Annotated in this window: 11 protein-coding genes; 1 reads left to right on the forward strand and 10 read right to left on the reverse strand. The window is 51.4% G+C overall.

From position 1 onward, the window contains the following. Positions 1–176: 176 nt before the first annotated feature. Together ACPV3A_RS33390 and ACPV3A_RS33395 are read right to left on the reverse strand one after the other, a co-directional pair. Entirely contained in the window at positions 177–560 is a 384-nt protein-coding gene (locus ACPV3A_RS33390) for a VOC family protein (RefSeq protein WP_220686009.1), read from the reverse strand. A 29-nt stretch (positions 561–589) separates the two neighbouring features. Then, positions 590–1,030 (reverse strand): hypothetical protein, encoded by a 441-nt coding sequence (locus ACPV3A_RS33395; RefSeq protein WP_220686010.1) that lies wholly within the window; start codon positions 1,028–1,030, stop codon positions 590–592. Positions 1,031–1,134: 104 nt separating this feature from the next. Between ACPV3A_RS33395 and ACPV3A_RS33400 the strand changes: the two genes are divergently transcribed. Beyond that, complete coding sequence (locus tag ACPV3A_RS33400; RefSeq protein WP_194541708.1) at positions 1,135–1,296, forward strand: hypothetical protein; 162 nt, start codon at positions 1,135–1,137, stop codon at positions 1,294–1,296. Positions 1,297–1,476: 180 nt separating this feature from the next. Here ACPV3A_RS33400 and ACPV3A_RS33405 read toward each other — a convergent pair whose 3' ends face one another. The 8 genes from ACPV3A_RS33405 to ACPV3A_RS33440 all read right to left on the reverse strand — a co-directional run bounded on the left by ACPV3A_RS33405 (position 1,477) and on the right by ACPV3A_RS33440 (position 17,651). Then, positions 1,477–4,212, reverse strand: coding sequence for an alpha-mannosidase (locus tag ACPV3A_RS33405; protein WP_426204115.1), 2,736 nt, complete (start codon positions 4,210–4,212; stop codon positions 1,477–1,479). A 22-nt stretch (positions 4,213–4,234) separates the two neighbouring features. Further along, the gene (locus ACPV3A_RS33410) at positions 4,235–7,375 is read right to left on the reverse strand and encodes a beta-galactosidase (RefSeq protein WP_426204117.1); all 3,141 of its coding nucleotides are present in this window, start codon (positions 7,373–7,375) and stop codon (positions 4,235–4,237) included. Then, positions 7,372–8,691, reverse strand: a complete 1,320-nt coding sequence (locus ACPV3A_RS33415; protein ID WP_426204119.1) for a glycoside hydrolase family 125 protein — start codon at positions 8,689–8,691, stop codon at positions 7,372–7,374. The genes ACPV3A_RS33410 and ACPV3A_RS33415 overlap by 4 nt, the downstream gene beginning before the upstream one ends. Positions 8,692–8,711: 20 nt before the next feature. Next, on the reverse strand, positions 8,712–11,825 hold the full coding sequence (locus ACPV3A_RS33420) for an alpha-mannosidase (protein WP_426204121.1): 3,114 nt from the start codon (positions 11,823–11,825) through the stop codon (positions 8,712–8,714). Between the two features lie 3 nt (positions 11,826–11,828). Continuing rightward, positions 11,829–14,126, reverse strand: coding sequence for a glycoside hydrolase family 3 N-terminal domain-containing protein (locus ACPV3A_RS33425; protein ID WP_426204123.1), 2,298 nt, complete (start codon positions 14,124–14,126; stop codon positions 11,829–11,831). Between the two features lie 26 nt (positions 14,127–14,152). Continuing rightward, entirely contained in the window at positions 14,153–15,049 is an 897-nt protein-coding gene (locus tag ACPV3A_RS33430) for a carbohydrate ABC transporter permease (protein ID WP_071223071.1), read from the reverse strand. A gap of 53 nt (positions 15,050–15,102) precedes the next feature. Further along, positions 15,103–16,032 carry an ABC transporter permease gene (locus ACPV3A_RS33435; RefSeq protein WP_175320733.1) on the reverse strand — a complete coding sequence of 310 codons (930 nt, stop codon included), beginning with the start codon at positions 16,030–16,032 and terminating at the stop codon, positions 15,103–15,105. A 140-nt stretch (positions 16,033–16,172) separates the two neighbouring features. Then, positions 16,173–17,651 carry an ABC transporter substrate-binding protein gene (locus tag ACPV3A_RS33440; RefSeq protein ID WP_220686015.1) on the reverse strand — a complete coding sequence of 493 codons (1,479 nt, stop codon included), beginning with the start codon at positions 17,649–17,651 and terminating at the stop codon, positions 16,173–16,175. Between the last annotated feature and the right edge of the window lie 54 nt (positions 17,652–17,705).

Consider the following 17,705-nt stretch of genomic DNA (forward strand, 5'->3'; position numbering starts at 1 on the left):
CCGGGCCGCCTCCAATTTTAATTCCAAGGAGTACCGTTGGTAAGTTTGTCCTTTTTTAGCCATGAAAAAATCCCCTTCGTTAGGCAAGATTAAGTCCATCTTAACAGATGTCTTTTTTCTCTTGTCTACTAAAAGGGGATAATACCAATGTGTCTGGCTTTTTTAAAATTTAGCGTTTACGATCCATACTCCGCTCCGAATTCAATGATATTGCGGTCTGGATCCAGCACGAAAATCTGGGCAAAGCCGGCAACGCTGTCGGGATTAGCCACATACTCGACATTCATTCGGTCCAGCCATTCCTTCGTCTCGCGGTAGCTTTTCACCCAGATCGAGAAATGCCCGTCCGTCGTATCGATTCCGCGCTCCCGCAGCGTATCACTGATGGGATGCTCCAGCAGATGAAGCTGCTGGTCTCCGAGAGCGTACCAGACACCCTTGGAGGCAAACGGCGGTCGCGGCAGCTCCTGAAACCTCAGCACCTCCGAGTAAAACACCTTCGCTGTCTCCAAATTTCGTACGGCCAAGCTGACATGGTGCAGTCTTTCAAATTGAATCATGATTCACACCCACCCATAAACGGAATCGATCATCGTTCATATTGTCTGACAGCTTTATAATATTGTCCATCCATTTCAACCAAGAGCACCTTGTCAGCAGGCGCCCCAGCCAACTGATAGATGGCCGTTCCGACAGGTAAACTGCTATCTCCATCTTCCAACCGTACTCCCTCTGGAGCACGATGATCCGCAACGTCCGCATGATCGATCTCGCGGCTCACTTCTCCAAGCTTGGTTCCGGCTTTAAAAGAAGGAAGCACGGCATGCTTCAATACTTTGTAAGAGTTTCCACCACTCCATACAACAAATCCCTCGTTCCATTGCGCAGGCTTACTATTTGCTGCTTTTTCCTCGGGTTGTATTTGTTCCGATGAGCCAGTTACATTAACCTCACTCTTCTCCACGACTGCTGTGGAATTCAAAGTCATCGAAACGACCATTGCAGTGACAATCATCAAAAAGTATTTCATTCCAAGACTCTCCTTCCATTTCTTTGAATAAAGGTATGTAACCATCTTGTATAGGATAACTTATACATTATATTTGAATCAACCATCTAAGGGGGGAGTTAACCATGGACATCCATTCGGAGGAATATAAAATTGCCTCACTCAATGGGAATGAAGGTACCTTGAAAGCGATTGAAGATGCTGAGACCAAAATTGCCGAGCTTACGGGCAAAGATATCACCCTGATTGCTTACGAGAAAGACCATACCCAAGAGAAGAATCAATAATCAAGCCGAGTAAAATAAAGAGCTGCCCTCCAACCGTCCATGGGGACTGACCCCCATTAAGACCTAGGAAGAGCAGCTTTTTCTTTTCATTATGCAAGACAGCAAGGCCCGATCCTTGTAACTCGGAATCGGGCCTTGCTGGACCGGGATGTGATGTTCCCAGCCGTAACTAATAAATGTTTACTTGACCGAAACTTTAACGCCGAGTGTCACGATTTCGTGAGGCTTAACCGGCAGCGTGAAGCTTTCTTGATCATCAAAGCTTTGAACCGTTCCCTCTACTTCCAGAATAGAGCTCTTATAAACGCCCCGGGAAGGTAGAGAAGATTTCAGCTTCAGCTCTGTATCCATGCCCGCCATATTGAACCAGCGCAGCATCAGATCCCCGGTCTTCGGATTCACTTTCAGGGAAGAGAACGCAAGCTCTTCATGGCTCCATTCAAGCGGTGCGGAAGTCGTTGCTACGACGCCGGCATGGACTCCGGTCTGTGCAACCGTCCATGGAATTTGGAACTGGTAAGCCTCAGCGTATGCGCCTGACTTCATGCCGTCTCCCTGATGCGGAATGACCTCCATACGTACGGTATGAACGCCGATGCACTGAGCCTCAGGTGTAGGGAAGTAACCCCAATCACCGAGCTCACCTACGGAACGAAGCAATGTAACGGCAATGGTATTCCGGCCGTCACGCAGGACTTCATATTCATTCAAGCCCTGGTTAGCTACCGTCAACCCTGCAGTAGCCGTCGTAACGTCAACGAAAGCCTGTTGGTGAGCCGTATAACTCGGGTTCTCCCATTCGGCAGCAGGTTCGTTATCCCGCGTTGCCACCTCAAACATGGAATCCACGTTGTGTGACGATGCCTGCAGATCCGTTGGGAACAATGCACGCACCCGATGATCCTTCGCCTGATTATCCATCGTCGCTTCAATCTCCACGCCTTTGCCGCTGCGGTTCAGACTAACCACGGTACGAATGCGCATGGGCACCATCTCGCTCGATCTTTGCGCTTTGCGGTTTGGATAATATACAAGCTCATGCTGCTCTTCATCCAGCTTGCTGTCGGCCATAGCCGGAATGGACCAGTTATGAACGATTTCAATGGATGCGCGGTAAGGCGTATCTTCCAGAACCGAAATTTGGGCGGTTTGGCCTTTCGTGGTCAATGCCGCTTCGCCATCCGGCTGTTTGTACATATATTCGTTACCGATATCTCCGGTATTTTCATAGACGCCCAGATCGCGGTAGACTTGTCCGTTCTTTTTATCCGTCAAGGCGAAGGAACCGTCCCCTTGGATCTCAACCTTGATCAGCTCATTCTCCATCACATTGGTATTGCTGATTAAGGATTCAACCTCGGCAGGCTTCACTTCACTCTTCACCCAAGCATAAGCAGTCAATCCCATTGCCGGAATTGCGCTTGCCTCGAAGGTGAGTCTCACACGACGGCACATATACGGCTGGCGGAAACGGTCGTCCGGCAGATCGTACCCGAACTGAAGACCCAGATCCTCAACGGTGCAAGGCACAGCTTGTCCTTGAGCGTTAACCAGCACGCGGCCGGACAAGTCAATTTCCTTCATCCGGCGGCTGGTTTCCTCCAAGGAGTAACCTTCCCGGAAATAGAGCCGTTTCGCGTCCAGCTCGATGCTGACCGTACCGCTGCGGCTCCAACCCGTCGTATTGAATACAACAAGCGGCAGCGGATCGGATCCCCATTGCTCGAAGGCGCTCGTGTCAACGGCATCTGCAATGACGCGAACACTGTCGTCCACGATATTTTCAGCCACATGTGCGCTTTTCTCAAAGCGGGTAACCATTTCGCGGTGAACTTCGTCCACGCTGCAGCCGCAGATGCTGTCATGCGGATGATTCTGCATCAAGGTCTTCCAAGCGTAGGTGAACAGATGATGCGGATACTCCTTGCCCAGCAGGCTGGCGTAGGATGCAAGCGGTTCGGCCACTTTTTCGAGTAAGGTCTGGCCGCGCTGGTTCATCTGCTTCAGGTACACGCGTGCCGAAGCGGTATTCACGAGCGTTCCCCATCCATCGGTACGCTGACTGCGCAGCTCTCCTTTTACGGAGGAAAGATCCTGCGGCAGCTTCTCCCGCACGGCTGTCAGGTAATCGTCAAAATTGGAATGAATAAACTCCGTATCCGGATACAGCTTCTTCGCTGTACGGATGCCTTCCGGAAGATCGGTCTGTATCGGCTGATGGTCACACCCGTTCATATAGAGCAGCTCAGGCGTGGAAGCATACTTCTCGGCATCCGCCAGCTTGCGGTCCCAGAATGCCTTCGCTTCCGCTTCATCAACGGGAACCTCGTTACCGTTACTGTACCAGTTGGCAAACAGGATGCCCAGCACCTTGGAGCCGTCCGGACCTTCCCACATCAGCTCTGAGAATGAGGACTCATAGCCGCTGTCGGAGACGGTATTGTTAAAGCCCGTTGGCTTCACGCCCCGGCCGAAGAAGGCATTATCGATGCCGGACTGCAGCATCAACTGCGGTATTTGGCCTGTAAGTCCAAATGTATCGGGAAAATAACCGATTTTGGCAACTGTGCCGTATCGCTCGGCATCCTGGTGTCCGATCTGCATATTTCTCACGTTGGCTTCACTGCTTGTCAGGTAGGCATCCTGCAGAATGTACCATGGACCGATCATAATGCGTCCATCCATGATCAGCTTCTCCAGCTGCTCCTTCTTCTCGGGTCTCACCTGCAAATAATCTTCGATAATAATCGTCTGGCCATCAAGGAAAAAGCTGCGGTACTCCGAGTCCTTCTCCATCGTCTCAAGCAAGCTGTCCATGAGCTCGATCAGCCGCACATGGTGCTTTTCATACGGTAAATACCACTCGCGGTCCCAGTGAGTATGCGAAATAATATGTGCTTTTCTGGATTGATCCATCGTTTGCTTAGTCCCCCTTATGTTAGCCCTTCGATACCGTGATTTCGACCTCATCCGGACGGTACACCGATAACAGGTCACCGCTCGCATCAACTGCAAACAAGACCGAACGATCCGCTTCCAGCACGAATGAATAGATAAGGCCTGTGGAAGGATCCTTCACCTCAACGTTCGTATCCCACGATTGCTCCGAGCCGAATACGAAGAGAGCTCCTTCTTCAAACGTTACCTTGCGTCCATATACGCCGGAATGTTCTCCGCCTTGATGCCAGATCAGTCCTGTGTCGGCAGCGGACCGCTCCAATGCATACCGATATAAAGCCGAAATGGTGTCGATTCGATCATTCAATTCTACGGGAAGCGGGCTCCAGAGAAGACGCCCTGCTCCAAGCTTCACGTCAACGATAGAGTCGCCGTCCACATCAGCCGGTTTCGCCCCGCTGCCTGCCGGAATTTCTTTGCTCAGCTCGGCAATCTTCCGATGGCCATACGATGCAGACCATGTAGTATCCCCAATGCGCAAGCTTTCTTCACGGCGCACATTCGCCAGCTTCCGCTCGCCCAGCTCCTCCGTCATTCGATCGACCTGATGCCAATATGCATCCAGACCGATAGGACCTGTCAGAAGCAGCATAGCTCCCGTTTCCTTCACGATATCCATCAACTCGGCAAACGCCTGGTCATCTACATTGTGCGCGCTCGGCAGAATGATGAACTTCACCGGATGGTTACGCAGCGAGCTTAAATCATATTCCCCGACAGCGCGGAATGGCACCTTCAGCTCGTAAGCGAGCGCGCGCGTCGCCTTGGTCGTTGCTTCAAAAGCGAGCTTACGGTTCGAGAAATCGTTCGAATAAGGGAAGATGACCGCGGTCTCTTCCAGCTTCCGGCCTTTAAACATATCCCGGATGCCTTCCATGAAAGCGCCGAAATCATACGACACATCCGCTTCCGGTTTCTCCGTGCCGTCAGCGCGGACAGCTCCGATATGCGATTCATTGGCATTGTCCATGTAGAAATTCGTGTTCCAGATCCAATGAATGGCTCCTGCGCCCCCTGTTGAGAAGGCGTAAGCATACTTGCGCTCCAGCAAATTCCGCAGCTCGGCTTCGCTTCGCTTCGCCCGGCCATCCGGTGTCTCCACGTACATGATGCCCGTTTCCTGAATCAGGTTCGGTTTATCCGGCGTTTTGGCAAAGATGCCGTCCCAGATCAAATAGTCGTTGAACCACCAGGAGTGGACCGTCGTATAGTCTACGGCTTCGGCATAGAAGAACGGAGATGGACGCTGTGCGCCAAGCGCCTCGTCCTGTCCAACGGTAACCATATGATCCGGACATACTTCTTTGATATCGTCATATAATTCCTTGGCCCAGCGGTTATGCATGTCCATGGAGAACAGTGCGTAATCAAGCCATTGGGTGCCTTTTTTCCCTTGATGCATGTCTTGAACGTCAAAATTGATGACTTGAGGTTCCGGCGGAACCACGGAGTCAAAACCAGGCAACTGATCGGCTGTCATATTCCAGCGTTCCTGCAGACGTTCAATCGAACCATGGCGCTTCTTCAGCCAGTCGATATAAGCTTGTTTCTCGAATGGATCCTTTGCGGAACGCGGTCCGTCCGAGAAAATCTGCGGCGGATCAAACATGGATGGCTCGTTAATCAGATCCCAGTCCACATTCTTCGTATCTTTATGTCTACTAATGATGGAACGTATGAAACGCTTCTGCGCTTCCACACTTCGCGGATCGAGGTAAGGATTTTGACCTTCCCAAGTCTCCGGTGTGAAGGAGAAGAACGTGAATGTCACCTGCAAATCATGCTTCTTCGCCGTTAACAGGAAGGCGTCAATCGAACGCATAACCTCTTCGGATGCATGACCGTCCACCTGCATAATATTGCGGTATGCGGTCCAGATCCCGGTACGAATCCAGTTGATGCCCGCATTACGCATCTGTGCCATATCGCGGTCCCATACATCCGTGTTCGGAAGGAACAGGAACTTACGCGCTACATCGGAGGTCATGTAAGTCATTCCGACAACAGGCAGCGGGCGGCCATCCTTGATGAAGTAATCCCGATTGCAGGTTACAGGCGTTCCCGCCTGCAAAAGCTCGGAATCTGTTCCCCATAACCCTTGTCTCAGCACGCGGATTTCTCCATCCGGTCCTTCAGCTTCACATACGACACGATAGGATCCAGGCTTGATATCCAGCAAAACCGGAATGCGCTGCACATGAAATTGTCCGGTCACATCCACCGTCTCGGAATGATGCCATGATAAGGACTCATCTTGGTCGTGCTTGACGGAGATGCGGAATGTCCAGCTCTGCGGCTCTTGTACGGGTAAGCTCCGGCCAAGACGTTGTGCCTGCAGGGTCAGAATCGCGCGCTCGCCGGACTCGTAGGCCGCATAATTCGGCTTGATCCACAGCTCGGTGATGCCCTTTGCGCAGAATGCCGCCCAGCGCCGTACCTCATCTCCTCCATCCTGTTCCCAGAAAGAGGCTGAGAGAGGCTGATTCACAAACATCCAGCGTCCGCCCAAGAAAGGTCCGCCGACGTTTTCCCACAGAACGGCAGGAGCCGCGACTTCTCGTCCCTTCGCCGTGGTCCCCTTAAGAAGCGGATAAATCCGTGTATCCATCGGCCCGGCCGATCCCATCTGATGCGGCAGGTCACTGCTTTTGGTGACATGCGGAACCAGGTTCCACGTATCGCGGACGGATAACCGCTCACGGCAGTTCTCCATAACCGGAATAACGTCACTTGCAGTTAAATGGTCGACGCGTCCGCTATCTACTGGCAGCACTTCATGAATGTGGAGCTGCTGGTGGTATGCCGTCTGTTCATGTTCCACCACCCAAGCGCCATCCTCCATACGGACAGGGCGTTTGAAGGGGGCACCGCCTACGCTGACAAGACCGCCGCCATTTCTCAAAAAGCCCAGGATCGCTCTCCAGGCGCTTTTCGGGAAGTAAGGCGCATGCAAATTGACAAAGCTTGCGCCCTGTCCACCTGCAGATTCCAGCTCTTCAGCCAAATCCTCAGCACGACACACGACATCGAATGCATGCAGGGCCGCCGCGCTAGCCGGCAAACCGGCAGCTTCTGCTGCCGGAAAGGACGGATCGTAGAATACAATCAGACGCCCGCTCATAGAATCCCTGCTTTCATCGCCTGATACACCAATTGCGAGAAGAGGCTGTTGGACCAGGCAAACCAAGATCTAGTAAAGATTTTTGGATCGTCGGCATGGAAGCCTTCATGCATAAAGCCGGTATCGGCATCGGTCGCTTCCAGCAGCGCAATCATCTCCAGCTTCTCTTCGGCCGTCTGTGCCGTAATTCCCTGCATCGACAATGCCATATGCCAGATGTAATCCGGCGGTGTATGCGGACTGCCGATTCCTTTGGCAACAGCGCCCTCGTAGTAGAAAGGATTCTCTTTGCTGAGCGCAAACCGTCTGGTGTTTTGATAGATCGGATCATCTGCAGAGCAATACCCCAGATAAGGGATGGACATGAGTCCAGGGGTTCCCGCATCATCCATCAAGCAGTAATTCCCGTAACCGTCTGTTTCATAGGCGTAGATGGGTCCAAACTCCGGATGGCGGTAGATGCCGTACAACTGAATCCCGTGATCCACGTCGGCTTCGAGTCGTTTCAGCTCATCGAGCAGCTTCATATCCCGGAATACCCATTCCGCGAATTCCTGCATTTGACGCAGGGCGACAACGGCGAACATGTTGCCCGGAATATTGTAGTGGAAGTCGCAAGCGTCATCGCTTGAACGGAAGCCGGACCAGATCATGCCCGTATAATTCACCGGCATGCCGAGCCCGTTATTGCGCAACGAATCCGTTGGAATTCCGTTATCCCGCGTGAAACGGTAAGGCGATTTCTCGAAATGGTGCTGCTCGGTTTTAAACAGCTCGATGATCTTGATCATAGCCGACTTGAAGTTGGCGTCGAACACATCCGTAAGTCCGGTTTCCTTCCAGTACAGGTAGGCCAAACGAACGGAGAAGCATAGCGAATCAATCTCAAACTTGCGCTCCCATACCCATGGGGACATTTCGGTTTCGTCGGTTGTGTTCCAATGCCAGTCATTCGCCGATTCATTAAAGGCATTGGCATAAGGATCGATATGAATATATTGAAAATGGCGTTTGATCAATCCGCTTAAAATCCGCTGCAGCTGCGGATCATTCTTCGCAAACGGAATGTAATGGATCACCTGTTCTACCGAATCGCGCAGCCACATGGCCGGAATATCACCGGTAATCACAAATGTCGTGCCATCCTCCATCAGTTTGGTTGTTGTCTCCAGCGTGTTCGGGAAAGTGTTCTTGAACAGCTGAAGCAGCTTTGGACGGTGCGCAAGCTTTTCTTCAGCCTCTTGCAGAACCGCCTGAATCGATTGCGGCAGCTCAAGCTCCGGCATTGGTATTTTGGGGAGTCTGAATTGTTCCATGGTTGTTCTGGCTCCTTTGATTAAGTATGATGTGTAGTCAATTTGATGGTTTTGATCTCATACGGCAAGAATTGAAGGGCTAACCTTCCTTCCGCAGTATCCAGTAGTTCGAGTTCTTCTTCCAGGGCGTTGGATACATGGACGCTTTCATAAGGATAAGGCCAGCTGAGCACTGCTTTGTCGCGGCCTCCCGCGGATTCATACATCCGAAGAATATACCCTGAACCGTCTTCTGCTGGTTTAACAGTATCCAGGATCACATGATCGCTCTCGAACGGAATAAACGAATGAACAGCAGCCCGAGGCCCCTTGTTTGATCTTGTTCTTACGTATGGAAGCTCATGATTGAGCTCGGCAGCTTTGCGGACGATTCCAGCGCTTCTCCAGTCTCCTTCATGCGGGTATAGGGAATATGTGAACTCATGCTCACCCAAGTCTGCCGTGACATCGGGCCACTTCGGCGCGCGCAGCAGGGACAACCGGATGGTGCTATCCTGAATGTCATACCCGTACTTGCAGTCGTTGATGAGGCTGACGCCGTATCCATGCTCCGACACATCCGCGAAACGGTGGCCGCAGACTTCATATTGCGCCTGCTCCCAGCTTGTATTGCGATGAGTCGGTCTCTCGATGGTTCCGAACGGAATCTCATAAGTAGCCTTATCGGCAACGACCCCGATCGGGAAGCCGACTTTCAGCAGTTTATGTGATTCATTCCAACTGACAAACGTCTTGAAGTCGATCCGCCGGTCATGATGATAAAAAATCATGTCCTGCATGATCTCCGAGTTATGGATGCGCCAGCGGAAACGCAGCACATCCTGTACCTCACCCGCATGCACCAGCTTCTTCTCGATCAGCTCCGCCTCTCCGGCTAATTGCTCCTCGTAACGGGTATCGATATCCCATGCGTCCCACAGCGTCGGACGGTCATGGAAGAAGTGGAAGTGGTTCGCGGCTTCGCCCGGCTTGACCACTTCCCGTTGAGCCTCTTTATCCCACAGGCTCGTGATTTCGCCGCGCTCATTAAAGCTGACCTTATAATGATCCGTTTCCCATGAATCTGCGAACACTGTAGTAGATTTCTCCGCCACCACCTGGTTTCCTGCTGGCGGCTTCAACCAAATGGTCTTGTATCCCAAAGCCGGGATGCCTTGAACATGAACATTCAAGCGGTGAGAGGTTTTACCGTTCTCATCGGTTTGGACATCGTATTGCAGCAGCGCTCCATCCGAATCATACGGCGCAAGGCCCTGCTCTCCTTCAATCGAAATGACCGCATCTCTGCTCCATCCAAGTCCGTTGAAGATGACATACGGAATGCCTTCCCCTTCTGTATCGGCCTGATCCGCCAATACCTGAAGTCCAAGACGGAGGCTGTGATTTCCTTTTTCGAATACCTCTTCGTATTCCTTCTCGGAGGTGACGTAAGACTCCGTAATGGCAGACCCCGGAATAATATCATGAAATTGATTCAGCAAAATCAACTTCCAGCCGTCATGCAGCTCGCTCGTAATTGCCTGCTTCTGCTCGTTGTCCATCGACGAAAATGCCACCGAATTCCAGAGCTCCGCCTCACGGTACAGAATTTCCGCCTTCCGGTTATGACGCTTGTTCCGCGCATGCGTTGTATAGGTGCCGCGATGAAGCTCAAGATACAAATCCCCGCGCCATTTCGGCAGCTTCGGCTGTGTTTCCTCGATCCCGCTGAAAAACTCGGCAGCCGTACTGTACTTGCTGGCCGGTTGCCCCACCATAAGCCCGGCGCGGTCGATATATTCCAACATTTCGCGGGTTACGCCGCCTCCGCCGTCACCATGTCCATACAGCAGCATCTGCTCCGGATGAACGGCTCTTTGGCGGTATGACTGCCAGTGCTCATGAACATCTTTGGGCAGCGTGTTCTCATTCACGCCGTGATTGAGATAGGATAACATCGGGGTTCCATCGATCCCGACCCAATGGAACAGGTCGTAAGGGAACACATTCGTATCGTTCCAGCCAAGTTTTGTTGTCATGAAATAACGAATGCCGCCATGCTTCAGGATCTGAGGCAGCGATGCACAATAACCGAATGTATCCGGCAGCCACTCAATATGAGATGTCAGACCAAACTCTTCTTGATAGAAGCGCTGCCCGTACAGCATTTGACGCATGAGGGACTCCCCACTCGGGATGTTCAGGTCCGGTTCGACCCACATCCCGCCGACCAGCTCCCATCGTCCTTCCTTGATTCTGGCCTTCACTCTCTCGTACAGCTCAGGATCGTGATCCTTCAGGAATTGGTACAGCAAAGGCTGGCTCTGCGCGTACTTAAATTCGGGATATTCATTCATTAGCGCATCCATGGTGGAGAAGGTCCGGCTTGTTTTTCGCACGGTTTCCCTGACGGGCCACAGCCAGGCGATATCGATATGCGATTGGCCTACCATATGCTCGGTGCCCTCAGCGTGGCCGCCAATGGCAGTAACCGCCTGTTTCAGATCATGCTCAATCCCGGTTACCTGAGCGCCATCCCGAATGGCGGCATCCTCCAGGCTGACAAAGCGGTCCATCGCCTGATACAGCGCCTCCATTAAGCGAATTCGCCGCATATCGCTATCCGGCAACAGGATAAGCGAATCGCGGATCACGGTCGCGGTGTACATCAGGCTCTGAACGGGTACGTTCACGTTGACTAGCAAGCTTTGCACCCTAGTAATCGGAGGCTGGATGACAGCCTGCTGATTCAGCGGGTCTACCGGCTCTGGAATCGGATCGTACAACTCGATCTCAAGCTCCATGTTCATGCCGGTGCGTTTCGGATCAAGCTTGACGAAAGTATGATTGCGGTCCAAGCCCTGATAAGATACTCCGTTTATGCGCAGTAATCCCTCGCCCCCGGAGTGGAATACAAGTCCGATCGCTCCATCCACCCAGTGGGTGGGCAATTCAAGGTTCCTCCGAAAGAAATAGGTTGTTCCCTGCGTGCTCGGAAACCTGTTGAAGTCATGCCCCTCTGTATAAGGAGCCGTATCCTCATACACGCCCGGAACCATGTAAGTGGTTCGGGTAATGTCCCACGCTCTAAGCTCCGTCGACTCGAGCCACTGCCGCTCCGAAAGTTCGCGTATAAAGCGTCGAATGCGTTCCATTCATTAACCCTCCTGTACAGTCAGATCTGCACTCAGCGTATCGTTCACATGTCTGCCAACCATCACACGGAACAAGCCAGGCTCAACCACCTGCTTGTAATCTTGACCGATATATTGAAGCTGTTCCGGTCCGACGGTAAATTCCACCTTGCACTGCTCTCCGGGCTGCAGAGAGATCTTGCGGAAGCCCTTCAGCTCACGGGCCGGTCTCGTATATTTGCTGGCCACATCGCTCACATACAATTGTACAACCTCGGACCCTTCCCGGTCTCCGCTATTTGTAACATTCACAGAGACAACGGCGGATTCGCCTGTTCCGATCACTTCTGGTGTAACTTGAATATCCGAATAACGGAACTCGGTATAGCTAAGCCCGTATCCAAACGGATAACGCGGCTGAGAATCCTCTTCGAGGTAACGCTTACCGCGCGACCGCTTGCCGTTATAGTAAACCGGAAGCTGTCCGACATGCTTCGGTATCGACATCGTCAGCTTGCCGGACGGATTCACATCGCCGAACAAAATGTCCGCTACCGCATGTCCGCCCTCCTGACCCGGATACCATGCTTCCAGAATGGCATCGGCATGCTCGTCGATCCACGGCTCCGCAATCGGCCGGCCGTTGATATACACAACGATCATCCGCTTGCCAAGCTTATGAATCTCTTGGGCCAATTCCAATTGTACGCCGGATAACTGCAGCGTCATCCGGTCGATGCCCTCGCCGCAATCCATGTCGCTTAAAGCGTCATCCGTGACCTTCGATGCCCCTGTCCGCAGATCGATCGTGCCTTCGCCAAAGTCGCGTGCGCTGGAACCGCCCAGTACCATGACCACGGTATCGGCCTGATTCGCGCAAGTTAACGCGAATTCAAAACCTTCCCTGGATTCGTCCTTAATGCGACAGCCCGGTGCATACAATACACGATTCGCTTCATCACCCAGTTTTGCGCGGATTCCATCCAGTACGGTGGTCACGCTTGCAGGCGGCTGAGGAGACGTATAATCCCCAAGCTGATTGTAGCCCTGATCGGCGTTAGGTCCAATGACGGCAATCACGCCGCTTTCTTTGGATAATGGCAGGGCCTTGCTTTCATTCTTGAGCAGGACGATGCCTTCCGCCGCAAGCTGTCTGGCAAGTTCGACGTGATGCCGGCTGCCGATAACCTCCTCGGCTACCTGGGGATCCACGTAAGGATTCTCGAACAATCCGAGCTTGAATTTTAACGTCAATACACGGCGTACGGCCTCGTCCAATACGGCCACCTCAAGCTTGTTTAACTCGATCGCGTTCAAGAGATGCTTGCCGAACATCTCGCCTGACATCTCCATATCGATGCCGGCACGAAGTGCCTGCACAGCCGCGTCCATCCCGTCTTCAGCGGTATCATGGCCGCTGGCCAGCATATCAATGGCACCGCAGTCGGTGATCACCATGCCGTCAAAGCCCCACTCCTTGCGAAGAATCCCGTCAAGCAGCTCCGTATTAACGGTGCACGGCACGCCGTCAATCTCGTTATACGCCGGCATAATGGATGCAGCTCCTGCCTCCACGGCTTTCTTGAACGGCAGCATGTCCACTTCCATCAATTCACGTGTTCCCATATGCACGGGCCCCGCATTTCTCCCGCCCTCGGAACTGCCATAACCTACAAAATGCTTCAACGTCGCCGCAACACTGCTCGGGCTGTCCAATGAATCACCTTGAAGGCCTTCTACCGATGCGACCGCATATTCGCTGATCAGGTATGGATCTTCGCCAAAGCATTCCTCGGTACGGCCCCATCTTGGGTCGCGCACGACGTCTAGGACCGGGGAATAAGTGACGGCACCGCCTTGGCTGCGCGTTTCGAGCGCCACGGCACGGCACATATCCCGGTACAAATCCACGTTCCATGTGCTCCCGATGGACAGCGGCACCGGAAAGACCGTGCCGCCGATAGCCATATGCCCATGCGAGCATTCCTCCCCGATCAGAATCGGGATGCCCAGACGCGATTCCTCAATGGCGTAGCGCTGGATGTAATTGACGGCTTCTGCTCCTTCACGCGGAGAAAGACCGGTCTCAAGTGTTACACCGGTCCATGGATCGGCGCGAAGGGTCCCGTAAAGGGATCCGACGCCGCCATTTTTCACTTGCTCTTTAAATGAATCCGTTAATGAAATCCGACCTTCATTTACTTCATAGGTCTTCCAGCCGAACGGCTGGACTAGCTGCCCAACCTTTTCCTTCAGGTTCATCAGGCCAAGAAGATGTTCAACTCTTTCCGTAATGGGTTTACTGGAATCTTTATAAGTCATCTCATACCCTCCGGTACATGAAGAATTTATTCTTTAACCGCGCCGATGGTCAGACCTTGAATGAAATAGCGCTGGAAGAACGGATAAGCCAGAATAATCGGCCCCGTTGCCAGAACGACCATCGCCATCCGCGAAGTATCCTGCGGCATGCTCTGCAGAGCGGCCATGCTAAGGGATGAATTCTGAGAGTTCTGCAGGATGAACTGCATGCTGGTCTCAATCCGCATGAGCATGGATTGCAGTGGAACCAGGTTCGGATCATCAATGTAGAGCAATGCGTTGAACCAGTCGTTCCAATATCCCAGGGTGCTGAACAACCCGATGGTCGCCAGACCCGGCAGGGATAGAGGCAATACCAGCTTGTAGAAAATTTTAAACTCGCTTGCACCGTCGATTTTACCGGATTCAATGATGGCATCCGGAACGCTGGTGCTGTAGAACGTACGAAGAATCATAATATAGAAGGCGTTGAGCGCCAATGGCAGGATCAATGCCCAGATGGAATCTTTCAGACCGAGCAATTGCGTGGCAACGATATAAGTCGGTACCAGACCCCCGTTAAACAGCATCGTGAAAAATGCAAAGAATGCGAAGAAATTCCGATATCTGAAACCCTTGCGAGAGATTGCATAGGCATATAACGAGATGATAAACAAACTGATCAACGTTCCCACTACCGTTACAAAGATCGTAACACCATAAGAACGAAGTAGTGTATCGCCTGTCTGGAATACATATTTGTAAGCTTCAAGACTCCATTTCTCCGGCCAGATTTGGTAACCGTTGCGGGCCAGTGAGCCTTCATCTGTAAATGAAATGATCATGACGAACAGGAACGGAAATACACATAAGAACGAGAAAATACCGGCAATCAGGTTGAATACGACATTCCACCCGGATGAAAGCTGATGGAAATCTTTCATCTTGCTTTTAGATTTGAACACATCACATACCCCCTTCTTGGTAGATTGATCGATTAGAACAATGCATTATCCTTGTCATATTTACGAACGATATAGTTCGATACCATGACCAGAATAAATCCGACTACCGACTGGTACAGACCCGCAGCGGTACTCATTCCGATCTCGCCCGTTGTCTTCAGACCACGATATACATAGGTATCAATGACGTTCGTTACGGAATACAAGGTTCCCGAATCCCTTGGCACTTGATAGAAGAGACCAAAGTCAGCGTAGAAGATTTTACCGATCGCAAGAAGAGTCAAAATGGTCATCAGCGGTTTCAGCATCGGAAGCGTAATGGCTTTAATCTGCTGCCATTTGTTCGCTCCGTCAATCATGGCCGCTTCGTACAAGGATTTATCGATCCCCATAATCGCCGCCAGATAAACGACGCTGTTATAACCAACGGATTTCCACAAACTGATTAACGTCAGGAATATCGGCCAATACTTGGCCTCGGAGTACCATTGAACCGGCTCCATGCCAAACCAGCCCAGAATCTGGTTCAACATCCCTTTATCCATGCTCAGGAAACTGAATGCGAAGTAACCTACGATAACCCAGGACAGGAAGTACGGCAGGAACATACCGGTTTGATAGACTTTCGCCAATTTCTTGTTCACGATTTCAGACAATACGATAGCCAGTGCTACGGATAGAATGAGACCTAGAATAATGAACACGAAATTATATAGAACGGTGTTGCGCGTAATGATGTAAGCATCGTTGGTACTGAACAGGAACTTAAAGTTCTGGAATCCTACCCATTCACTATTAACGATACTTGCCCAGAACCCGTCACGGCTAAAGCGGTATTCCTTAAATGCAATAATGGTCCCGAACATGGGCAAATATGAGAATAAGAGAAACCATAGGGTCCCCGGCAAAACCATGAACAGCATGGCCTTATTCGTCATAATATTTTTGAAAAACTGTCCGATCGCTCTCACGCTTACCCCTCCTCGTGATGTGCATGAAATGAACAAAAGAAGGGCGGGTGAACATCCGCCGCCCCGTCCTTGTTCATGCTGCAGCGGTACTGCCGTCCCTTAGGACAGGCAGGCCGCTTCATGCATTGTTATTACTTGCTTGCTTTCCAAGCATCAATTTGGCTTTGTGCTTCAGCGATGATCTTGTCCAGACCAGCAGCTTTCAGCTTTTCATTCGCTTTTGGCAGGAACTCCTCAGGATTCACGGTACCTGTCATCAGCGGCGCCCAGAACTCTTCTTTTACGTTGTTGACTGCTGCGAGCTCTGTGGATACTTTGGTTGGATCGAAGTTGAAACCGAGAAGCGGAGCAGGCTGGCCGGACTCGTTAAACTTCTTGAACTCTTCCCATTTGTTCTCAGGATCCTCAGGGTTCAAGTAAGTCAGCATGACATTACCAAGCGCGAAGGTAGGCATGTCGTAGTTTTTCGATTCAGGCAAGTTTTCCATTACGTTCTCGCTAAGTTTTTTGTAGTGCACGCCTTCGATACCGGAGTCAACCAGGTTACGAAGATATACGTCAGTGTTCAGGAGATTCAAGAACTCCATGGCTTTCTCAGGGTACTTCGAGTTAGCGGAAATCGCTTGCATCGAACCCATTACCGACCAGTTGAAGATCGTTGCGTCGCCAGCCGGAGTGGATACGACCGGATAGCCGTAGCTTTGGCTCCACAGATTGTCTGCGAACGGCTGCGTTGCCGCACGGTCCGTGAACCAGTTGCCGGATGTCATCAAATCTTGCGTCGAAGTTGTTGTCGCTGCTTCTGGGGAAATGTATCCCGCTTTGTAGTACTTGTTCATCAATTTAAGCATGTCCATCGTTTCCGGCATTTCGAGGAAGTTCACAACTTTCAGCTCTTCCTTGTCATCCAGGTAAACGGCCATTGGCATTTTTTCAATGATGTAGTCAAACGGAAGCAACGGACCGAAGTCTTTGCTGATAGCCAAAGGAACGACATTCGGTTCTTTTTCCTTAATCGTTTTCAGCAGTGGCTCCAAGCTTTCCATCGATTTCACGTTCGAAATATCGAGGTTGTATTTATCAAGCAGCGTTTTGTTAAAGCGCCATGCTTCTTGAGCAGGAAGCTCTTTGTTTGCCGGAATTGCATAGTTGTGACCGTCAACCTTGGAACCTTCCAGGAACGCAGGGTCAATCGCGTCTTTAATGCCTTTTCCATGGCTTTCAATCAGCTCGTCCAATTCCATGAATGCGCCTTTACGTGCATTTTGCACATAGTCAAACGCCCATGAGCTGGTGAACAGGATATCCATCGGTTCGCCGGAAGCTGCCATGACTTGCATCTTCTGGTTGTAATCACCGAAGTCGATCATTTTCATGTCAACGGTTACACCAATCTTCTCAGCAGTGTATTTATTGATTTCTTCTTCAACCTTGTCGACATCCTTTTGAGGTGTTCCGATGGTGTACCAGATCAGCTCAACCGGTTTCTCGGCAGTTCCCCCGCCGGATCCTGCACTCTCTTCTTTGTTGCCTCCGCATGCCGACAACAGCATGGATGCAGACAATAGCAGCGTTAGCGGCAGGAGCCATTTCTTTTTCGATTTACTCATGTTTATCCTCCCTTTTGAATCCTTTGTGTCTCTACACTTATAAGGTTATCCCAT

The sequence above is a fragment of the Paenibacillus sp. Dod16 genome, from assembly GCF_049893405.1.
In the GTDB taxonomy this organism is placed as follows: domain Bacteria; phylum Bacillota; class Bacilli; order Paenibacillales; family Paenibacillaceae; genus Paenibacillus_AQ.